This window comes from Streptomyces sp. R818, assembly GCF_056172735.1.
On sequence record NZ_JAOCNE010000014.1, the window covers coordinates 413,226 to 430,269 of the forward strand.

Genomic DNA, 17,044 nt, shown 5'->3' on the forward strand with positions numbered 1-17,044 from the left:
AGGGCGGAGGGCCATGGCTTTGGAGATCAAGCCGATCGGTGAAGTTGTCGCGGGTCGTACGGACGTCGCCGATGACTACTGGGGAGGCGTCGAGTCGGTGATTCAGCTCGACGAGGCAGAGTTCCCGCACGACTCCGTGCAGGGGCTGGAGGAGTTCTCCCACTTGATCGTCGTGTGGCATTTCGACCAGGCGTCACCTGATGCCGTCGAGTACCACGCCCGCAGCCCGCGCGGGAACACGGACTGGCCGGCCACCGGCACCTTCGCTCATCGTAATCACCGTCGCCCCAACCAGTTGGCGCAGAGCTTTCCGCGGTTGCTGAAGGTCGACGGGCTCAGCTTGCGCGTGACCGAGCTGGACGCTGTGGTCGGCACGAAGATCTACGATCTCTCGCCCTACTTCGCAGAGATGGGGCCGCGCGGGGAGGTCCATGAGCCTGCGTGGCCGGGCGAGATGCTGACGGATTACTGGGCCAATCCGGTATGACGTTCAGTAATCGAAAGAGACTCGCTGGGTGGCTGGAGCGTCGCCGTCGATGAGCGAAGCTTCAGCGGCCGCCAACTCAGTTGTGGTGTCGGGAGCATCCTGATTTCCCGCTCGTCCTTGCGGTCGTCTGCATGCTTGGGCTGCTTCTTCCTTCTGGCCAGGTCCCCCTTCTGGTAGCTGGCGGTTGGCGAGGATACCGGGCCTCTGTCCCCGAGATGGATTCGCCCACGGCAGACAAGAAAGAGCCGCACAGGACTGGAATCACCTCGGGACCCATGTCAACGTACAACGTCCCCGGAAAACTCCAGGTCAGAGAAGCTCTGGCAGGGGAAGGGTGGGCCAGGGGTTCCTACGCTGAGCCCAGCCCACCGTCCCGCGTCATCGTCGCTGCCGAGGAGGCTTAATTACCGAAGTCCGTACTCCGATCAGGCCGTTCTCATGCCCGATCCTCAGATTGCCCGGCGCAGTAGACGCCGGAACTGTCCAGACGAAAGCGCAGTGCGCCGCACTCGCCGTCACTTGAGTCGCTGCGTTCGGCGGCTAGCGTCCCAGGCACCTCGGCATGAAAAACCTTCGGATCAGCCGTCCCAGTCACAGATGGCGCGCACCCCGTGATTTGAGCTGACCGATGGCGTGGTGCCCCGCCGGATGCGGGGAGGAATATAGACGACGATCCCCGGTTACCGAAACCGGGGATCTTTCGGAGTATTGATGGTGTCCGCACCGGCTGTGCTTGGCGGTGGAGCCGTGCCGGACGTAGTTGGAGATGTCGCGTGCCTTCCTAGGGAAGCCGTGTAGCGGTCATTTCCATCTGCTCCTGCGCCCATACTCGCTCCCTTCGTGCCATCAGATCTCAAGCAGCGTCGGTTACGTATCGATGCCTGCATTTCTGGCATGAGGTACTACCCGTTACGAAGGTGTTAATCCATGGCTCGTCCTCCGGCACTTAAGCTCGCCGAGGTTCTGGCGGAGATCCGTATGAGTCCGTCGGCGTTCTACCGAATGCGTGCCCGCGGGGAAGCGCCCCGTATGGTCAAGTTGCCCAATGGCGAACTTCGTTGCCGTCGTGCCGATCTGGATGCCTGGTGGGAAGCATGTGAAAGGGACTCCGACTCTTGGCGATGAGCTACAACGTCCGCTTCTGGGACATACGTGAGCGCCCTGACCGGCGCAAAGCGTTCATGGTCCGGTGGACGGTTGACGGGCGTGAAAACTCCGAGTCGTTCATGACGTTCGGGCTAGCGGATAGTAGGCGCTCAAAGCTGATGACAGCTGCGCGCGAAGGCGAGCCTTTCGATGTCTACACGGGCTTGCCGGCGTCTGAGCTCCGAGCCGTTAAGCAGCGAACTACATGGTACGACCTCGCCCACGAGTACCTCGATCAGCGATGGGACCGCACTCCGGGAAACACTCGCCGCACGTTGGCCGACGCGTTCGCCACCATCACGCCCGCCTTGGTGCACCCCGGCGCGACGTACCCGAAACCGCGTGTGCTGCGGCGTGCCTTGTACTCGTGGGCGTTCAACAAGAACGCTTGGGCCGAGAATCCTGACGAAGAGTGGCAGGAGGCCCTGGACTGGATACGACGGAACTCTCTGCCTGCCAGCGCCCTTGCGGAAGCTGATGTGCTGCGACGAGCGTTGGACGCCCTGTGTCGCAAGGTGGATGGCAAGCCAGCGGCTGCCAAGACGGCACGTCGCAAGCGAGCCGCGTTCAACGAGGTGCTCAATACCGCAGTGGAGAAAGGTTACTTCACGGAGAACCCCCTGAACGGGATCCGCTGGAAGGCTCCAGCGGTGAACGAGGAAGTGGACCCGGCTGCTGTCCCCAACCCTGCCCAAGTCGCGCGTCTCCTGGCGGCGGTCGCCCAACAGAGGGGTCGCGGCCCTCACCTTGAGGCGTTCTTCGGCTGTATGTATTACGCGGCCATGCGGCCTGCGGAGGTCATTCACCTCCGGCTCGAGCAGTGCCACCTACCCGAAACCGGGTGGGGGATGCTCAATCTGTCGGGTGGCGTCGTAACCGCCGGCAAGGAGTGGACGGATGACGGAGCGGTGCACGAGGTGCATTCGCTGAAGCGCCGGGCCGCTACGTCGACCCGGCCCGTGCCCATCCCTCCGGCATTCGTCCGTACCCTTCGTGCGCACATCGAGCGGTTCGGCGTGGCGCCGGGCGGTCGGCTGTTCCGGAACCAGAAGGGCAACTATGTGGATGCAGCCGCGTACGGCATGACGTGGGCACGGGCGCGAAAGTACGTCTTGACGCGTACGGAACTTGCCTCTGGGCTGGTCAAGCGGCCCTACGATCTGCGGCACGCCGGGATCTCGTTCTGGCTGTACTCCGGCGTGGACCCGGCCGAATGCGCTCGCCGTGCGGGCCAGAGCATCGAGGTCCTCTTCCGCCACTACGCCAAGTTCCTGGACGGCATGGTGGAGCAGGCCAATCGTCTCATCGAGCAGTCGATGGTGGAGTGGGATCGCGTCAGCCGGCCTGATGGCTCGTGAGGCTGGGTCGGGGCTTTGGTCCGCCACTGGTCCGGAACGGCTGGTCAGGAGTGGGATTGCTACGGGAGGAACTGGGAGTTATGACGTAACTCGGGCTCTGGTCTGAGTGCGTCGCTCGGAAGGCGCCTGACGGGCGAAAGCCCAGGTCAGGCGCCTTCTTTCGTGCCCCTAGAAGAAGCCAAGCTTCTGTGCCGAGTACGAGACCAATAGGTTCTTCGTCTGCTGGTAGTGGTCCAGCATCATCCTGTGGTTCTCACGGCCGATCCCCGACTGCTTGTAGCCGCCGAACGCGGCATGCGCCGGGTACGCGTGGTAGCAGTTCGTCCAGACGCGGCCCGCCTGGATCGAGCGGCCCGCGCGGTAGGCCGTGTTGATGTCGCGGGTCCAGACGCCGGCGCCGAGGCCGTACAGGGTGTCGTTGGCGATCTTGATGGCGTCGTCGTAGTCGGCGAACGAGGCGACCGAGACGACCGGGCCGAAGATCTCCTCCTGGAAGACGCGCATCCGGTTGGAGCCCTCGAAGATCGTGGGCTGGACGTAGTAGCCGCCCGCCAGCTCGCCGTCGTACTCGATGCGCTGTCCGCCGGTGAGGACCTTCGCGCCCTCCTGCTGGCCGATGTCCAGGTAGGAGAGGATCTTCTGGAGCTGGTCGTTCGAGGCCTGGGCGCCGATCATCGTCTCCGTGTCGAGCGGGTGGCCCGGCTTGATGGCCTCGGTTCGGGCGATCGCCGCTTCGAGGAACTCGCTGTAGTGGCCCTGCTGGATCAGCGCCCTGGACGGGCAGGTGCAGACCTCGCCCTGGTTCAGGGCGAACATCGTGAAGCCTTCGAGCGCCTTGTCGCGGAAGTCGTCGTCCTTCGCCCAGACGTCGTCGAAGAAGATGTTCGGGGACTTGCCGCCGAGTTCGAGCGTGACCGGCTTGATGTTCTCCGAGGCGTACTGCATGATCAGCCGGCCCGTCGTCGTCTCGCCCGTGAAGGCGACCTTCGCCACGCGCGGGCTGGACGCCAGCGGCTTGCCCGCCTCCACGCCGAAGCCGTTGACGATGTTGACCACGCCCGGCGGGATCAGGTCCGAGACCAGGCTCAGCCAGAAGTGGATCGAGGCCGGGGTCTGCTCGGCCGGCTTGATGACGACCGCGTTGCCCGCCGCGAGCGCCGGGGCCAGCTTCCACGTCGCCATCAGGATCGGGAAGTTCCACGGGATGATCTGGGCGACGACGCCGAGCGGCTCGTGGAAGTGGTACGCCACCGTGTCGTCGTCGATCTCGGAGAGGGTGCCCTCCTGGGCCCGGACCGCGCCCGCGAAGTAGCGGAAGTGGTCGATGGCGAGCGGGATGTCGGCGGCCAGCGTCTCGCGGACCGGCTTGCCGTTCTCCCAGCTCTCCGCGACGGCGAGCTGTTCGAGGTTGGCCTCCATCCGGTCGGCGATCTTGTTGAGGATGTCGGCGCGGTCGCCGGCGGAGGTGCGTCCCCAGGCGGGCGCGGCGGCGTGCGCGGCGTCGAGGGCGCGCTCGACGTCCTCCTCGGTGCCGCGCGCGATCTCCGTGAACGGCTGGCCGTTGACCGGGCTGGGGTTCTCGAAGTACTGGCCGCGGGCGGGCTCCACGTACGCGCCGCCGATGAAGTGGTCGTAGCGGGCCTGGTAGGAGACGACGGAGCCCTCGGTGCCGGGCGCGGAGTAACGGGTCATCTTGGCTGGCCTCTCCTGTGCGGGCCGCCCGCCGTTGGGCGACCGTCGCGGTGGAGGCTAGGGATCCGGACGTTGCAGCGACGTTGCGTACGATCCGGCGCGGGGCTTGTTGTGTACGGTCCGGCCCCGGCGTCCGGCCTCGACCTCCGGATCCCTAGCCTCCGGCCCTCCTGCGTCCGGCCTCGACCTCCGGATCCCTAGCCTCCGGCCCCAGCGTCCGGCCCCAGCGTCCCGGGCCCCGGAGGGCCACGGTGCCTACGCGCCCCACGCGCCTCGCTGATCCTCGTCCAGCGCGGCGAGCCGGGTCAGGATCGATGGGGCGGGGCGGGCTGCCGCGAGGGCCTGCCATATGTCGAGGTCGTCCTCGCCCCAGGGGGCGTGCGCCCAGTCGGAGAGGAGGTCCGGGTCGCCGCGCGCGATGAGTGCCGCCCGCAGCCCGGACGCCAGTTCGCGGCGCAGCCGGGCCACCGCCGGTGCCTGCGACGCGGGCAGCAGCGGGCCCGGGTACGCGGACGCCGCCGCCGTCACCGCACCCGCGGCGAGGCGCCGCTCGACCGTCGTCAGGTCCGATTCGACCGGGACCGCCAGACGGTACGGGCGCGACGTCAGCACCTCGGGCCCGAGCACCCGGCGCAGCCGCGCGAGTTCGGCCCGCAACGTCACCGGGGTCACCGACTCGTCCTCGTACAGGCGGCACAGCAGTTCGTCGCCGGTCAGGCCCTCGGGGTGGCGGGAGAGGAGGACGAGCAGTTCGCTGTGGCGGCGACTGAGGCGGATCTTGTGGCCGGACGCCGTGAGCAGCAGCGCCTCGTCGCGGCCGAGTGCGAACAGGCGCAGGCCGGGACGGTTCGCCGGGGCGGGTGCGAGCAGCGCGAGCTGGGACTCGGCGGCGCGCGCCACCGCCTGCACGAACGCCAGGCTGTGCGGGTGCGCGAGCCCGTCCCCGCCGGTGATGTCGACCGCGCCGAGCAGCCGTCCCGTGTGCGGATCGTGCACCGGGGCCGCCGCGCACGTCCACGGCTGCACCTGGCGGATGAAGTGCTCGGCGGCGAACACCTGCACGGGACGGTCGACGGCGACCGCCGTGCCCGGCGCGTTGGTCCCCATCGCCGACTCCGACCAGCGGGCGCCCGGCACGAAGTTCATGCCGCCCGCCCGGCGCCGGGTGGAGGGATGCCCCTCGACCCAGAGCAGCCGGCCCTGCGCGTCGCACACCGCCAGGAGGTGCTCGCCGTCCGTCGCGAACGTGCCCATCAGCTCGCGGAACAGCGGCATCACCCGGGCGAGGGGGTGCTCCGCGCGGTACGCCCCGAGGTCGCCGTCGGTCAGCTCCACCGCGGCCGAGGCATCCGGGCTGACGTGCGCGCCCGCCGAACGACGCCAGGAAGCGGCGACCACCGGGCGGACCGGGCGGGCGACGGTGCCCGCCGCGGTGAACCGGTCGTGGGCGGAGCGCAGCGCCCGGACCCGCTCGGCCGGATCGGCGCCGGGTTCCAGGGCGACCCAGGGATCGGACAAGTCGGCCTCCAGGTACGGCGTGCGATGCGGCGCTCGAACGGCGATGCGGTGGGGACATCGTCGCTCCGCGGGCGCGGGCCGACAAGGAGACGGGCGCGGGTCGTGCGCGATCGGCGAAAGGTCAGGCGAAGTTGACCATCCGTATGTAGCGTGTCCAGTCCCAGTACGGGCCCGGGTCGGTGTGGTCGGTGCCCGGCACCTCGATGTGGCCGATGATGTGCTCGCGGTCCATCGGGATCCCGTACCGCGCGCAGACCGACGCGGTCAGCGCCGCCGACGCCTCGTACAGCGCGTTGGTGAAGTACGCGGGCTTGTCGACCCAGCCCTCGTGCTCGATGCCGATGCTGCGCGTGTTGTAGTCCCAGTTGCCCGCGTGCCAGGCGATGTTCTTCTCGCGCACGAGCTGGGCGATGTGGCCGTCGGCCGAGCGGACCAGGTAGTGGGAGGAGACCTGCTTGGCCGGGTTCTGGAAGATCTTGACGGCGTCGGCGTACGTCTCCTGCGTGACATGGACGACGACGTAATCGATCTTGTACGAGGACGGGCGGCTGGAGACCGTGTAGTTGGAGGTGCTGGCGGGCACGGACTCGGCCGGCGGGTAGTCGACGGCCGACGCCTGCGCACCGGCCCGGCCCGCGGGCAGTAGCGCGCTGGGCACCGCGGCCAGCGCCCCGGCCTGGAGCAGTCGGCGACGGCTGGGGTGACGGGGGTGGCCGGAAGGATGTCTTGCCTGGTCCATGACGTGCCTGCCTCTCGTGGGGGAGGTCATGCGAGGTGGGGGTGGACTCCCTGGTGGGGGGAGGCGGAGAGGGCCGGGGGCGCGGGCCGTGCTCAGCGCTCCGGGCGCGGCAAGGTCGTCGCGATCTCGCGCAGCCGGGCGTGCAGTCCGCGGTGCGTCTCGCGCGCGGGCAGCCACTCCTTGCGGAGTTTGGCGACGCACGTGTAGTTGGTGTCGCAGACGTTCGCCAGCGGTGACTCGACGGTCTGCGTCGCGAACTGGTAGGCGTCCAGCTCGCTGAACCCGTAGTCCCGTACGAGCCAGTGCACCAGGTCGAGCTGGGAGATCCGGAAGGCGTCCTCCAGCGGGCGCGCCGAACCCGTCGAGATGATGTGCGTGTCCGACTCGATGCGCGGCCACGGCGTGGCCACGCCCTTCAGCAGCTCCACGACGACGACCGTGCGCATCGCGCACTCGACGGCGACGCCGCACGTCTCGCCCTCGCCCTGGCGCGCGTGCCCGTCGCCGAGGCTGAGGAGGGCGCCCTCGACGTTGACGCCGAGGTAGCAGGTGACGCCCGCGCGCATCTCGGGCGTGTCCATGTTGCCGCCGTGCGCATCCGGGACGAGGGCGGAGCGCACCTCCAGGTTGGCGGGCGCGACGCCGACCGTGCCGTGCATCGGGTCCATCGGCAGCTCGGCCGTGAACGCGCTGTCCCGTGCGGAGAACCGGGCGGTGCGGCGCTCCCGGTCGAGCTCCCAGATCCAGACTGTCTCGGGCAGCGGCGGCTGCAGCGTGGCCGTGGTGTGCGTGGACGTCAGCGCGCCGAACAGCGGCACGGTCGTGGACGCGGCCCAGTCCCGGGCGGGCTCGATGGAGACGAAGTGCACCGCGACGGTGTCGCCCGGTTCGGCGCCCTCGATGTGGAACGGGCCTGTCTGCGGGTTCAGGTACGGGAACTCGCAGACCTGCGACACGAGGTCCTTCTCCGAGCGGACGCGGCCCGCGAAACAGTCCTCCGTGAACAGGTCCAGGACCGTGCCCGGCGCGATCCGGGCGATCGGCGGTGCGCCGCCGAAGGTCCAGGCGTAGGTGCCGGGGTCCGGCCGGACGGTGAGCATGCGCGGGTCGCTCACGCGAACCCCCTTCCCGTGCGCACGCCGCCACCCGTTCGGTCGGACAGAGATCCGGCGCCTCGCCTGAAGTACGTTACGCAGCCCGCGGGTTGACGTGGAAGGGGGTGATGGGCATCTGTGGATAACCCGCGAGTTGTGAACAACCGCACGTCAGAGGTCCGAACCAGTGGCGCCGAGGCCGTGAAAACCGCCGGCGGTTACGCGCCCAGAGTGCCGCCACCCAGGGTGCTGCCGTACGTACACGGTTGCGCGCCCAGGGTGCCGCCGCCCAGGGCGCTGCCGTACGCAGTTTCGCCGCTCACGGTCACGCCGCTCACGGTCACGCCGCTCACGGTCACACCGCCCCCGGTCACACCGTCCCCGGTCACACCGTCCCCGCTCACGCCGCCCCCGGTTACGCCAACCACGGCTACGCCGCCTGCACCACACCCATCGGATCATCGAGCACCGTCCGCACCACCGAATGCGCCGCGCCGAGCAGCGGCCCGTCCGAGCCGAAGCGGGAGACGGCGATGCCGTCCGCCGGGGTCGCCGTGCGGCCCGTCAACTCGGCCTCCAGGGACGGAAGGAGCCAGGGGGCGAGGCGGGACAGGGCGCCGCCGAGCACCACCGCGCGCGGGTCGAGGAGGTTGACCGCGCCGGTCAGCGCGATGCCCAGAGCGGTGCCCGCGTCCCGCAGAGCGCGCCGGGTGGCGGCGTCGCCGGACTCGGCCCGTTCCGCGAGCAGCGAGACGCGGTCCGCGCCCGGTTCGAGGCCCGCCCCGCGCAGGACCGCCTCCTCGCCCGCGTACTGCTCGAGGCAGCCGCGGCTGCCGCACGGGCAGGCGGGGCCGTCGGGGCGTACGGGGATGTGGCCCAGTTCGCCCGCGAACCCCCGTGTGCCGCGCAGGAGTTGGCCGTCCACGACGAGCGCGGCGCCGATGCCGATCTCCGCCGAGACGTGCAGGAAGTCCGCCGGGGACTCCGCGGCCAGCCAGAGTTCGGCGAGCGCGCCGAAGTTCGCCTCGTTGTCGACCTGCAGCGGCACCTCGCAGGGCAGCAGCGCGGCCACGTCCGTGTCGTGCCAGTCCAGGTTGGGGGCGCGGACGACGGTGTGCGTGCCGCGCGCCACCAGTCCCGGCACCGCGACCGAGAGCCCCGCGGGCCGCAGCCCCTCAGCCTCGGCCCGCTCGGTCACCTCCCGCAGCAGCCCGGCGAGGTCGTCGAGCACGGGGCCTGGCGCGCGCCCCCGGTTGTCGACCCGCAGCTCGGCGCGGGCCCGCACCTCACCGCGCAGATCCACCGCGCACGCCGCGAGGTGGTCGACGCCCACCTCGGCACCGAGCCCGGCGGGGCCCCGGCCGCTGACCGCGAGCGCGGACCCGGGCCGGCCCACCCCGCCGGGCCGCTGCGGACCCAGCTCCTCCAGGAGACCGGCCCGGATCAGCTCGTCGACCAGCGTCGACACGGCGGCCCGGGTCAGCCCGATCCGCCCCGCCACCGCGGCCCGCGACAACGGCCCCTCGGCGGCGACGGCGTGCAGCACGCGGGAGAGATTGCGGCGGCGCATGCCCTGCTGGTTGTCGGGCGTCCCCGCCCGGGGACGGTGCAATGGTGCGGTCATGCGGTCATGCTCCCAGGGTGGACGGACACCGCCGCGCGCAGGTCGGCGCTCGGTCGCGCGCGATCGGCCGCCTCAGGCCCCTTCCAGGAGCCCGGCCGCCCCGCGCAGCACCCCGGAGATCCGCTCCAGCGCCGCGTCGTCCCGCTCGACGGGGTCGAGCACAGGGCCTCGCGCCGTGTTCCAGCGGCGGGCGACCGCGGCCGGGTTCTCGCCGGTCAGGACGCCCGCGGCCTGCGCGGCGGCGCCCAGGGCGACCAGTTCGCGGGCCTCGGGGACCTGGACGGGGCGGCCGGAGAGGCGGCGGACCGTCTGCTGCCAGGCCGTGCCGCGTGCGCCGCCGCCGATCAGCAGGAGGGGAGTGGAGCGGTCGGCGTCGTCGTCCAGGACGCGGTCGAGGGCGCCGAGCAGGGCGTGCACGGCGCCGTCGTACGCCGCCTGGAGCAGCTGTCCGCCGGTCGTGTCGTGGCGCAGCCCCGTCAGCAGGCCGGACGCGTGGGGCAGGTCGGGCGTCCGCTCTCCGTCCAGGTAGGGGAGGATCGTCGCCGCGCCGCCCCCTTCCACCGCCTCCCGGTCCAGGCCGAGCAGGGCGGCGATGCGGTCGACGGCGAGCGTGCAGTTCAGGGTGCAGGCCAGCGGCAACCAGTCCCCGTGCGCGGCGGCGAAACCGGCGACGATGCCGCTCGGGTCCGTGGGCCTGCGGGTCGAGACCGCGTAGACCGTGCCGGACGTGCCGAGGCTCAGGACGGGTGTGCCGGGGAGCAGGCCGAGGCCGAGCGCGGCGGCGGCGTTGTCCCCGGTACCGGCCGCGATCAGGGTGCCCTTGGAGAAGGGCAGCTCGGCGTCGTGGACCGTGCCCGCCACCTCGCCGGGGCCGACGACCCGGGGCAGCAGCGCCGGGTCGAGGCCGACCCGGCCGAGGACGTCCTCGTCGTACGTCTCGGTCTCCGATGCCCACCATCCCGTACCGGAGGCGTCGCCGCGGTCCGTCGTGCCGTCGCCGGTGAGCCGTCCCGTCAGGTAGTCGTGGGGGAGGCGGACGGCCGCCGTCGCGCGGGCGGCCTCCGGCTCGTGCTCGGCCAGCCACGCCCACTTCGAGACGGTGAAGGACGCGCCGGGCACGCTGCCGAAACGGTCCGCCCACGCCTTCGGGCCGCCCAGTTCCTCGACGAGGCGGCGGGCCTGCGGCGCGGAGCGCACGTCGTTCCAGAGCAGCGCCGGGCGCACCGGGCGGCCCTGCGCGTCGAGCGTCACCAGGCCGTGCTGCTGCCCGCCGACCGAGACGGCGGCCGCCTGGCGCGCCGCGTCACCGCATTGGGCGAGCGCCGTGCGCAGGGCGGTGTACCACTCCTCGGGGTCGCTCTCGCGCCCCGCGCCCGAGGTGACCGTGTGCGGGGCCTGCCCACTGGCCACGACCTCGCCCGTGGCGACGTCCACGACCAGGGCCTTCGTGGACTGCGTGGAGCTGTCCACCCCGACGACGTACGGCCCGAGGGGCCCCTCGGCAGCTGACATGCGGCTCTCCTGAATTTCGGGCGGTACCGGGAGTGGCTCTTCCCAGCGGCGTGCCCGCATACTAATTTGTAAAGCGCCATGACGAAATAGGCGGGCGGCACGACATTGCCCTGTGCCGCCCAGCCGCGCCCGCGAAACGGCGAGGGAGCCGCAAGATGACGTACCAGCCCACCCCCGACGACAAGTTCACCTTCGGCCTGTGGACGGTCGGCTGGCAGGGCCGCGACCCGTTCGGTGACGCCACCCGGCCCGCGCTCGACCCCGTCGAGTCGGTCCAGCGGCTGTCCGAGCTGGGCGCGCACGGCGTCACGTTCCACGACGACGACCTGATCCCCTTCGGCTCCTCCGACAGCGAGCGCGAGGGCCACATCAAGCGCTTCCGGCAGGCGCTCGACGCCGCGGGCATGGTCGTGCCGATGGCCACGACGAACCTGTTCACGCACCCCGTCTTCAAGGACGGCGGCTTCACCGCGAACGACCGCGACGTCCGCCGCTACGCGATCCGCAAGACCATGCGCAACATGGACCTCGCCGCCGAACTGGGCGCCAAGACGTACGTGGCCTGGGGTGGCCGTGAGGGGGCCGAGTCCGGCGGCGCCAAGGACGTGCGCGCCGCGCTCGACCGGATGAAGGAGGCGTTCGACCTCCTCGGCGAGTACGTCATCGAGCAGGGCTACGACCTCAAGTTCGCCATCGAGCCCAAGCCGAACGAGCCCCGCGGCGACATCCTCCTGCCCACCGTCGGCCACGCCCTCGCCTTCATCGAACGCCTTGAGCGCCCGGAGATGTACGGCGTCAACCCGGAGGTCGGCCACGAGCAGATGGCGGGCCTCAACTTCCCGCACGGCATCGCGCAGGCGATCTGGGCCGGCAAGCTCTTCCACATCGACCTCAACGGTCAGTCCGGCATCAAGTACGACCAGGACCTGCGGTTCGGCGCGGGTGACCTGCGCTCCGCGTTCTGGCTCGTGGACCTCCTGGAGACCGCCGGGTACGAGGGTCCCCGCCACTTCGACTTCAAGCCGCCGCGGACCGAGGACTTCGAGGGCGTCTGGGCGTCGGCCGCGGGCTGCATGCGCAACTACCTGATCCTCAAGGAGCGCGCGGCCGCCTTCCGCGCCGACCCGGAGGTCCAGGAGGCGCTGCGCGCGTCCCGCCTCGACGAGCTGGCGCAGCCCACCGCGGCGGACGGTCTCGCCGGCCTCCGCGCGGACAAGTCGGCGTTCGAGGACTTCGACGTCGACGCGGCGGCCGAGCGCGGCATGGCGTTCGAACGCCTGGACCAGCTGGCGATGGACCACCTGCTGGCGGCGCGCGGCTGAGCCGGTACGTGAGCGGCGGCGCCCCGGGGTGTGCGATGCCCCGGGGGCCGCTTTGCCGTCCGGGGCAGGGTGTGCGGGTCCCCGTGTGGAGGGCGCACCTGTTGTTCCGAGCCGGAGGCGCCCCGGGTGCGCACGCTGTCCCCAGCCGCGCGTACCCAGCCGGGGCGCCTCCGGCTGGGCACGCCGATGTCGGTCGCTCAACTCCCCGCCGTGACAGGCGCATTGGCGCCAAAGGGTCGCGCCGCAGCCCCCCGGCCGGGATTCTGGGTGTATGTCCATGCCCCCACCGCCACCGCAGCAGCCGCCCCGGCCCCCCAGTGACCCACCGCCCCCGGGCGGCGGCGGGTTCGGGCCGCCGGGCGCAGGGGCGTTCGGTGGTCCGCCGCCAGAGGGGCCGCCCGGAGGGGCGCCCGGGGGATCGCCCGGGCCGGGGCGGCGCCCGTATCTCGTGATTGCCGTGCTGGTCGGCCTCGCTGTGGTCGTCGCCGTCGTCGTGGTCCTGGTGACGCGCTCCTCGGACGACGGCGACGACAAGTCCCCCGGCGACAAGGACCGCACGAAACGGCCCTCGCCCTCCCTGAGCATTCCGAGCGAACTGCCGAGCAGGCTGCCGACCGAGCTCCCGAGCGAACTGCCCACCGCGCTGCCCAGCGAGTTGCCGTCGGAGCTGCCTTCCGCGTTGCCCAGCGAGATCCCCAGCGAGCTGTTGCCCTGAGCCCGGCACTGGTCAGCCGTCCGCCCCGCCTCCGCCTCTGCCCTCACCCCATCCCGCCCGACAGATCGTTCCGAGCGCATCCGATCGATACGATGACGCGGCCGTCCGCGCACAGCGCCGGGCGGGCCGGGGCAGGGACCAGCGGGGAGGGCCGGACTCATGCGGCTGCACGTCGATCGGCGCCACGCGCGCGTGCTCGAACTGCTGCGGGAGCGCGGCACCTTGCGCGTCGCCGACCTCGCCCGTGAGCTGGACGTCTCGCCGGTCACGCTGCGCCGCGACGTCGAGACGCTCGCCGCGCAGGGCCGGCTCCAGCGTCTGCACGGCGCGGTCGTGTGGTCCGGGGAGGACGAGGACGGGACGACGGCCGAACGCGAACTCCCGCGCGTCACGGGCCGGTCGGCCGACGGCGCCGTCATCGGCATGGTGGTGCCGACCACCGAGTACTACTACGCCGAGGTCGTGCGCGGCGCCCGGGAGGCCGTCGAGGAGCGCGGCGCCCGCCTCGTCGTGGCCCTGTCGCGGTACCTGCCCGGCGAGGACTCCATCCAGGTCGACCGGCTGCTCGGCGCGGGGGCCGACGGGCTGCTCCTGACGCCCAGCTGGGAGCGTGGCGTGCCGGGCCCGGGGGAGGGGCTGCGGATCACCGAGCGGCCCGTGCCTACGGTCCTCGTCGAACGGTCCGCCCCGCACGGCCACCCGGCCGCCGCCCTCGACCGGGTCCGCTCCGACCACGCCCACGGCGCCGCCGAGGCCGTCCGCCACCTCGCCGCGCTCGGCCACCGCACCCTGGCCCTGGCCGCCCAGGAGTCACCCACCAGCGCCCAGCTGCGACGCGGCTACGAGGCGGCCGTCGCGGCGCTCGGGCTGCACGACGTCCCCGGCCCGCCACCGTCCCGGGACCCCGCCGCCGCGTCGGAGGCCGAGCGCTTCGACCGCGCCTTCGGCTTCCTGCGCGCGGCGGTCGAGGAGCACGGGGTGACCGCCGCGATCCTGCACAGCGACGCCGACGCGCTGGTCCTCGTACCCCGGCTGCGGGCCCACGGCGTACGCGTGCCCGAGGACCTCTCCGTGATCACGTACGACGACGAGATCGCCGCGCTCGCCGACCTGCCGCTCACGGCGGTGGCCCCGGCCAAACGGACCGTGGGCCGCCGCGCGGCCGAACTCCTCCTGTCCCGCCTCACCGCGCCGCACGGCGCCGACGAACCGGGTCAGCACATCGACGTCCTGCCGCGGCTGCACGTCCGCGCGTCCTGCGCCGCCGCCCCGTGACCGCCTACCGCAGCCGTACGGTGACCTTCTGCGAGACCCCGCCGGTCGCGGACAGGTCCCCGAGGACCAGCCTCAGTTCACTGCCGGTCGTCGCCTCCGTCACCGAACCCGGCTTCGACGTCACCGACCCCACCGGGCGCCGCCACACCAGCGTGGCGCCCTTCACCGACCGGTTCGGGTCGGCCACCGTGACCGTCGCCGTGCCGTCCCGCTTCTCGCGGATCTGGACGATCAGCGGGGCGTCCACGGTCACCCGGCCGACCGTTCCGGGCTCCCAGAACGTCACGCCCGTGAAGCCGAGTGACGGCACGCGGACGCCCTGCCGCGCGCCGGAGTTGGCGTCGATGAGCAGCCAGTTCCGGTCGAGCGCCCGCACCGCCGTGCGTGATGCGTCCGCGCCCGGCATCAGCAGGTAGGCGTAGGAGGCGTCCGCCGGGTCGGTGCCGTGGTCCGCGAGCAGGGACACGTAGCGGCGCGTCACGGGATCGGCCGAGCCGCCGCCGTTGACGGACTTCCAGGTGCCCGTGCGCTCTTCGCGGAGCGCCGTCAGCGACGTACCGCCGGGGAAGACGTAGCCGCCGTGGCCCGCCACGTGGGCCCAACGCGCGCGGGGGAACGTCGCGTTCCAGGGGTGGCGGGCCGGCTGGGCGCGGCCGTCGACCGTCAGCCCCGCCGTGCCCGATGCCCCCAGGTTGCGGGTGTCGAAGACGCTCTCCACGCCCGCCCCGTCGGTGCTCGTGATGCCCGCGCCGAGGCACACCACCGTGTCGTCGAGGAAGAACCACGACTTCTTCGCCCGGAGCGTCGAGGACAGGCCGCGCACGTCCTGGGCGAGCGCCGCGTACGTGCCGTCCGTCGCGCCGCCCACCCATGTCGTGTCCGGCCGCGCCGCGCCCCACGCGCCGCCCTCGGCGTCCGCGAGGGGCTTGCGCGAGACCGTGGTGCCGGGCAGCCGGTACGGATCGACGGTCGGCCAGTAGCCGTCGCTGTACTGGCCGCCGCCCGCGGCTCCGGAACCTCCGGCCCACCAATAGAGCATCCCGGAACCGGTGTGCCAGCCCCGGACGTTCTCGCCGTTGCCGGTCTCGTAGAACGTGATCGCCTTGGAGGACATCGAGACGGACGCCGTGAACGCCTTGGTGCGGTGCGTCGCCCGCGCCATCGACGGGAAGACGCGGTGGCCGGTCGGCTCGGCGGCCGGCTTCACCGCCGCGTCGTCGAGGAGCGAGGTCACGCGGGAGAGGGCGGCCACCCCGAGCGTGCGGCCCGTCGTGACGTCGCTGTAGCGGTCCCGCGTGTACCAGCCCTTGGCGAGCGCCCGCCAGCGCGCGTTCTCGTCGGGGCTCGCGCCCTGCCCGAGCAGCAGGACCGAGGCGATGATCGCGTGCCCGCGCGCGTGGTCGTCCTGCTGGACCTTCAGCGGGTCCGTGGCGACGAGCCCGCGGCTGATGGCCCGCCCGGAGACGTTGTCGATCATCAGCCCGTCGTGCAGGAACGGGGCGTACGCGCCCTCCACCGCGTCCAGGAAGATCTGCCGCCCGCTGTCGGTGATCGCCCAGGTCGAGCCGCCGAGCAGCGCGAACAGCTTGCTCAGGCCGTCGATGAGGACGGCGCCGTAGGAGCCGGTGTACGGCACGTACGTGTGCTGGATCAGCGAGCCGTCGGCGTAGAGGCCGTCGCCCGAGGTGACGTAGGGGAAGACCGGCGAGATCGCGTCCCGCGCCAGCGCGATCTTCGCCGCCGTGCCGTCGAGGACGCCGCGCAGCGCGAGGACGCGGCACAGGTCGATGCGGTTGGCGCCGGTGCTCGTGCCGGTGTACTTCGCGACGAGCGAATCCGGGACGAAGTGGTCGACCGCCTCGACCGCCGCCGTCAGCTGCGCCGCGCTCAGGTGCTCGTACATCAGGACGGCGATGTCGAGGAGCCGCTGCGGGGCGCCGATCTGGAAGTTGTACCAGTTGCCGTACTGCGCCCGCGTCTTGTTGTAGACCTGCGCGCTCAGATGGTCCAGGGCGGTGAGGACGGCGGTCTTGAGGCCCTCGTCGCCGGTCAGGCCCGTGCCCGGCTGGCAGTACGCCTCCGCCATCAGCCGTACGCGTTCGTAGCTGGTCTGGATCTTCTCCGAGTAGCCGTACGACTCGGTGTCCGTGTCGGGGTCGGGGTCGCCGAACACCGCGTCCGGCCACAGCGAGCCGTCCGCCGGGGCCATCGTGGCGCGCCACGTCCCGGCCTGTGTGCCGAGCGTGGCGAGCTTCGACCTGAACGGCTCGGCGGTCGGGCTGAACCCCTCGCCGAGGTACAGCGCCCGCCACTTCGCCCGCAGGGCGGCGAACTCGTCGTCGGCCCCTTCCGCCGCCGCGGCCACCCGGGGGAGCCCTACGGTGAACGCGGCGCCGGCGGCCGCGGTCGAGGCGAGGAAGCCGCGACGCGACCAGGACGGGGAAAGCTCGTGCGACGTCATGAAGAGCTCCGGATGCTGGAGTGACCGCTGGGAGTAAGCGGTTTCTAGCATCCGGAGTTTCAAACGCTCAAGAGGATCGACCAAGTTGAGCGTTTCGATCG

The 17,044-nt window shown here is 71.6% G+C and carries 13 protein-coding genes; 6 read left to right on the forward strand and 7 right to left on the reverse strand.

Features of this window, described 5'->3' with window-relative positions:
* Positions 1-13 precede the first annotated feature (13 nt).
* The 3 genes from N5I75_RS33530 to N5I75_RS33540 all read left to right on the forward strand — a co-directional run bounded on the left by N5I75_RS33530 (position 14) and on the right by N5I75_RS33540 (position 2,991).
* Positions 14-487: a TrmO family methyltransferase domain-containing protein gene (locus tag N5I75_RS33530; RefSeq protein ID WP_476683901.1), complete on the forward strand. Its 474-nt coding sequence runs from the start codon at positions 14-16 to the stop codon at positions 485-487.
* Positions 488-1,414: 927 nt separating this feature from the next.
* Entirely contained in the window at positions 1,415-1,612 is a 198-nt protein-coding gene (locus N5I75_RS33535) for a helix-turn-helix transcriptional regulator (protein WP_476683903.1), read from the forward strand.
* The gene (locus N5I75_RS33540) at positions 1,609-2,991 is read left to right on the forward strand and encodes a tyrosine-type recombinase/integrase (protein ID WP_476683905.1); all 1,383 of its coding nucleotides are present in this window, start codon (positions 1,609-1,611) and stop codon (positions 2,989-2,991) included. The genes N5I75_RS33535 and N5I75_RS33540 overlap by 4 nt, the downstream gene beginning before the upstream one ends.
* Positions 2,992-3,159: 168 nt before the next feature.
* On the opposite strand, the gene exaC is transcribed toward N5I75_RS33540, so the two are convergent.
* From exaC to xylB, 6 genes are all read right to left on the reverse strand, one after another.
* Entirely contained in the window at positions 3,160-4,683 is a 1,524-nt protein-coding gene (gene exaC, locus N5I75_RS33545; protein WP_476683906.1) for an acetaldehyde dehydrogenase ExaC, read from the reverse strand.
* A 255-nt stretch (positions 4,684-4,938) separates the two neighbouring features.
* A complete protein-coding gene (locus N5I75_RS33550; RefSeq protein ID WP_476683907.1) occupies positions 4,939-6,201 on the reverse strand; it encodes a GAF domain-containing protein in 1,263 nt (420 codons plus the stop codon).
* 121 nt (positions 6,202-6,322) lie between these two features.
* On the reverse strand, positions 6,323-6,940 hold the full coding sequence (locus N5I75_RS33555) for an N-acetylmuramoyl-L-alanine amidase (protein WP_476683908.1): 618 nt from the start codon (positions 6,938-6,940) through the stop codon (positions 6,323-6,325).
* A 92-nt stretch (positions 6,941-7,032) separates the two neighbouring features.
* On the reverse strand, positions 7,033-8,055 hold the full coding sequence (locus N5I75_RS33560) for an acetamidase/formamidase family protein (protein ID WP_476683909.1): 1,023 nt from the start codon (positions 8,053-8,055) through the stop codon (positions 7,033-7,035).
* Positions 8,056-8,464: 409 nt separating this feature from the next.
* On the reverse strand, positions 8,465-9,658 hold the full coding sequence (locus N5I75_RS33565) for an ROK family protein (protein WP_476683910.1): 1,194 nt from the start codon (positions 9,656-9,658) through the stop codon (positions 8,465-8,467).
* Positions 9,659-9,730: 72 nt separating this feature from the next.
* On the reverse strand, positions 9,731-11,170 hold the full coding sequence (gene xylB / locus N5I75_RS33570) for a xylulokinase (RefSeq protein WP_476683911.1): 1,440 nt from the start codon (positions 11,168-11,170) through the stop codon (positions 9,731-9,733).
* Between the two features lie 155 nt (positions 11,171-11,325).
* On the opposite strand from xylB, the gene xylA reads away from it, so the two are divergent.
* From xylA to N5I75_RS33585, 3 genes are all read left to right on the forward strand, one after another.
* The gene (xylA, locus tag N5I75_RS33575; protein ID WP_476683912.1) at positions 11,326-12,492 is read left to right on the forward strand and encodes a xylose isomerase; all 1,167 of its coding nucleotides are present in this window, start codon (positions 11,326-11,328) and stop codon (positions 12,490-12,492) included.
* A 457-nt stretch (positions 12,493-12,949) separates the two neighbouring features.
* Entirely contained in the window at positions 12,950-13,207 is a 258-nt protein-coding gene (locus N5I75_RS33580) for a hypothetical protein (protein ID WP_476683913.1), read from the forward strand.
* Positions 13,208-13,366: 159 nt separating this feature from the next.
* Positions 13,367-14,482, forward strand: coding sequence for a substrate-binding domain-containing protein (locus N5I75_RS33585; protein WP_476683914.1), 1,116 nt, complete (start codon positions 13,367-13,369; stop codon positions 14,480-14,482).
* A 4-nt stretch (positions 14,483-14,486) separates the two neighbouring features.
* Here the strand turns inward: N5I75_RS33585 and N5I75_RS33590 are convergent, their stop codons facing one another.
* On the reverse strand, positions 14,487-16,943 hold the full coding sequence (locus tag N5I75_RS33590) for a polysaccharide lyase 8 family protein (RefSeq protein WP_476683915.1): 2,457 nt from the start codon (positions 16,941-16,943) through the stop codon (positions 14,487-14,489).
* Between the last annotated feature and the right edge of the window lie 101 nt (positions 16,944-17,044).

Coding starts and splice junctions, on each gene's coding strand:
- xylA (WP_476683912.1), top strand. CDS start 11,326: ATGACGTACCAGCCCACCCCCGACGACAAGTTCACCTTCGGCCTGTGG.
- N5I75_RS33535 (WP_476683903.1), top strand. CDS start 1,415: ATGGCTCGTCCTCCGGCACTTAAGCTCGCCGAGGTTCTGGCGGAGATC.
- N5I75_RS33590 (WP_476683915.1), bottom strand. CDS start 16,943: ATGACGTCGCACGAGCTTTCCCCGTCCTGGTCGCGTCGCGGCTTCCTC.
- N5I75_RS33565 (WP_476683910.1), bottom strand. CDS start 9,658: ATGACCGCACCATTGCACCGTCCCCGGGCGGGGACGCCCGACAACCAG.
- N5I75_RS33540 (WP_476683905.1), top strand. CDS start 1,609: ATGAGCTACAACGTCCGCTTCTGGGACATACGTGAGCGCCCTGACCGG.
- exaC (WP_476683906.1), bottom strand. CDS start 4,683: ATGACCCGTTACTCCGCGCCCGGCACCGAGGGCTCCGTCGTCTCCTAC.
- N5I75_RS33555 (WP_476683908.1), bottom strand. CDS start 6,940: ATGGACCAGGCAAGACATCCTTCCGGCCACCCCCGTCACCCCAGCCGT.
- N5I75_RS33585 (WP_476683914.1), top strand. CDS start 13,367: ATGCGGCTGCACGTCGATCGGCGCCACGCGCGCGTGCTCGAACTGCTG.
- xylB (WP_476683911.1), bottom strand. CDS start 11,170: ATGTCAGCTGCCGAGGGGCCCCTCGGGCCGTACGTCGTCGGGGTGGAC.
- N5I75_RS33530 (WP_476683901.1), top strand. CDS start 14: ATGGCTTTGGAGATCAAGCCGATCGGTGAAGTTGTCGCGGGTCGTACG.